At 73.2% G+C, this 3,333-nt stretch carries 3 protein-coding genes; 1 reads left to right on the top strand and 2 read right to left on the bottom strand.

Going from position 1 to position 3,333, the window contains the following annotated elements; translation table 11 throughout:
• Positions 1-171: 171 nt before the first annotated feature.
• On the bottom strand, positions 172-840 hold the full coding sequence (locus tag ABZ281_RS43340; protein WP_298567287.1) for a response regulator transcription factor: 669 nt from the start codon (positions 838-840) through the stop codon (positions 172-174).
• A 58-nt stretch (positions 841-898) separates the two neighbouring features.
• Positions 899-2,089 (bottom strand): sensor histidine kinase, encoded by a 1,191-nt coding sequence (locus ABZ281_RS43335; RefSeq protein ID WP_356663651.1) that lies wholly within the window; start codon positions 2,087-2,089, stop codon positions 899-901.
• A 118-nt stretch (positions 2,090-2,207) separates the two neighbouring features.
• Between ABZ281_RS43335 and ABZ281_RS43330 the strand changes: the two genes are divergently transcribed.
• Positions 2,208-3,203 (top strand): SAM-dependent methyltransferase, encoded by a 996-nt coding sequence (locus ABZ281_RS43330; RefSeq protein ID WP_356663649.1) that lies wholly within the window; start codon positions 2,208-2,210, stop codon positions 3,201-3,203.
• Positions 3,204-3,333 lie beyond the last annotated feature (130 nt).

Here is a 3,333-nt window from a genome sequence, read left to right as displayed (position 1 = left end):
GCCGACCCGCGTGCACCGCTCAGTCGAGCCACCGACCCGCCCATACAGATCAGCCATGCCCGCCGACCCGCGTGCACCGCTCAGTCGAGCCACCGACCCGCCCATACAGATCAGCCATGCCCGCCGACCCGCGTGCACCGCTCAGTCGAGCCACCGGCCCGCCCGTACAGATCAACCGTGCCCGCCGGCCCGCACCAGCCCCGTCTCGTAGGCCAGCACCACGACCTGCACCCGGTCCCTGAGTCCGAGCTTGGTCAGGATGCGGCCCACGTGGGTCTTCACGGTCGCCTCCGACAGCACCAGCCGCGCCGCGATCTCGCCGTTGGACAGGCCCTGCGCGACCAGCACCATGACCTCGCGCTCGCGTTCGGTGAGCCGCTCCAGCTCCTTGTGCTGGGGCTGCTTGGCGCCCGGCAGCATGGGCGCGAAGCGGTCCAGGAGCCGCCGGGTGGTGGAGGGCGCCACGACCGCGTCACCGCTGTGCACGGCCCTGATCGCGGCCAGGAGATCGGCCGGCGGCACGTCCTTGAGCATGAAGCCGGAGGCGCCCGCCTTCAGCCCGGAGAAGGCGTACTCGTCGAGGTCGAAGGTGGTCAGGATGAGCACCTTCGGCGGGTCGGCGTCCTCGCAGATCCGGCGGGTCGTCTCCACCCCGTCGAGCTTCGGCATGCGGACGTCCATGAGCACCACGTCGACCTCGGTCTTCCGCAGTTCCTGGAGGGCCTCGACGCCGTCGCCCGCCTCCGCGACGACCTCCATGTCCGGCTGGGCGGCGAGCACCATCCGGAACCCGGTGCGCAGCAGCACCTGGTCGTCGACGAGCATCACGCGGATCGTCATCGGGCCTCTTCCATGGGGGGGGGTCGTTACAGGTGTCAGCGAGGGGCGTGCGCCGGCGTCAGTGCGCGGGTTTGAGCGGCAGCAGGGCACTGATGCGGAATCCTCCGCCCGGGCGCGGGCCCGCGTCCAGGGTGCCGCCGACCATACCGACCCGCTCGCGCATGCCGATCAGACCGTGGCCCTGGCCGTCGAACCCGCCCTCCTCGTACAGCTCGTGCGGGGCGCCCTTGCCGTCGTCCTCGACGAGCAGGCCGAGGCCGTCGTCGAAGTACACCAGGCGCACGCTCGCGCCCGCGTTCTCCCCGCCGTGTTTGCGGGTGTTGGTGAGCGCCTCCTGCACGATGCGGTAGGCGGTGAGCTCGACGCCGCTGGGCAGCGCACGGGGCGTGCCCTCGACCTTGAAGTCGACGGGCAGTCCGGAACCGCGGCACTGCTCGACGAGGTCCTCGATCTGCTGCACATCGGGCTGCGGCACGTACTCCCCGGCCTCCTGGTGCTCCCCGGTGCGCAGCACGCCGAGCAGGCGGCGCATCTCGGCGAGGGCCTGGCGGCCGGTGGAGGAGATGGTCTCCAGGGCCTTCTTCGCCTGGTCGGGCGCGGCGTCGAGGACGTAGGCGGCGCCGTCGGCCTGGACCACCATCACCGACACGTTGTGCGCGACGACGTCGTGCAACTCGCGTGCGATCCGGGCGCGCTCGGCGGCGACGGCGACCTTGGACTGCGCCTCGCGCTCCTTCTCCAGGCGGGCGGCGCGCTCCTCCAGCTGCGCGAAGTAGGCGCGGCGGGTACGGATGGAGTCGCCGAGCACCCAGGCGAGCGCGAAGGGCACGGTCATGAAGACGGTCAGGGCGATGTTGCCCGCGAGGTTCGTCGCGTCGCTCGGCCAGCGCAGGTGGGCCAGGGGGGCGGCGCACAGCCCGGCGCCGAGCGCGAAACGGGAGGCCCAGCGCGCGCCCTCCGCGGCGACCGTGTAGACGATGACCAGCATGGCGAAGTCGGCGGGGCTGATCTGCACGTCGGTGATCAGCTGGGCCACTCCGACCGCGGCCGCGAGCAGCAGCATCCTCTCCGGCATCCGGCGGCGCAGCGCGATCACCAGGCACAGCAGCAGCGTGAGCGGAACGGCGGCGGCCGGGTGTCCGTACCCGCCCGCCACTCCGCCCACGAGCGAAATCCCGAGGAGGACGACGGCCCAGGTGCCGTCGACCCACATCGGGTGTCTGCGGAGGAAGTCATAGAGGCGCTGCACGTAACCCAGCGTAGGGAAGCGAGATAGGTGCAGGGGTCAACCGGAGGACCGATCCGTACCGGGCGCACGTACTCCGCAAGGTGGAGTTGCGTTCGTTGTGTCCGCATAGCCTGGCCCGGTGACGGCAGGGACGAGGAACGAGTGGCAGGAGTGGCGCGGGTGGCGTGCGGCGGCGCGGGACGCCCTGTACGCGCCGGGGGGCTTCTACCGGCGCGCGGAGGGGCCGGCCGGACACTTCCGGACATCCGTGCACGCGACACCCCTGTTCGCCGGGGCCGTGGCGCGGCTGCTGTGCCGGGTCGACGAGGCACTGGGACGGCCCGCGGTGCTGGACTTCGTCGACATGGCGGCCGGGCGGGGTGAGCTGGCCGGCGGGGTGCTCGCCGCTCTGCCCCCGGACGTGGCGGCCCGCACACACGTGTGCGCCGTCGAGATAGCCGAGCGGCCCGCGGGGCTCGATCACCGGATCGAGTGGCTGGCCGAGCCCCCGCGGGGGACGACCGGGCTGCTGTTCGCCAACGAGTGGCTGGACAACGTACCCGTGGAGATCGCGGAGGTGGACGCCGCGGGTGTCGCACGGCTGGTGCTGGTCCGGGAGGACGGGACCGAGCGGCTCGGCGAGCCGGTGGACGGGGAGCCGGCGCGATGGCTGGAGCGGTGGTGGCCGCTGTCCGGCGAGGAGGGGCAGAGGGCGGAGATCGGCCTGCCCCGGGACGAGGCGTGGGCCGCCGCGGTCGCGACGCTCCGGCGGGGGCTCGCCGTCGCCGTGGACTACGCGCACACGGCGGGCACCCGGCCGCCGTTCGGGACGCTCACCGGGTTCCGGGAAGGCCGCGAGACCACACCCGTCCCGGACGGCTCCTGCGACCTCACGGCCCATGTCGCCCTGGACGCGTGCGCGCTGCCCGGGGGACGCGTGCTCCCCCAGCGCGAGGCGCTGCGCGCCCTGGGCGTGACCGGCGCACGCCCCCCGCTCGCGCTGGCCTCCACCGACCCCGCCGCATACGTGCGCGCCCTCGCGAGCGCCGGAGAGGCCGCCGAGCTCACCGCGGCGGGCGGACTGGGCGACTTCGGCTGGCTGGTGCAGTCCATCGGCGTCGAGGACCCCTTCTAGTGCCGCGGCAGGCAACGTTCGCCCCGTCACGACACCCCGGCACGCTCCCCCACGCTCTCGACTCCGCTCGAGCAGGGGGTACCCCCACTCGCCGCACCGGCCGAAACCCCAAGTACGTCCAGTACGAGGG

Origin of the sequence: Streptomyces sp. NPDC006265 (genome assembly GCF_040613555.1) — a bacterium.
In the GTDB taxonomy this organism is placed as follows: Bacteria; Actinomycetota; Actinomycetes; order Streptomycetales; family Streptomycetaceae; genus Streptomyces.
This window is presented reverse-complemented; position numbering and strand designations above follow the sequence as displayed.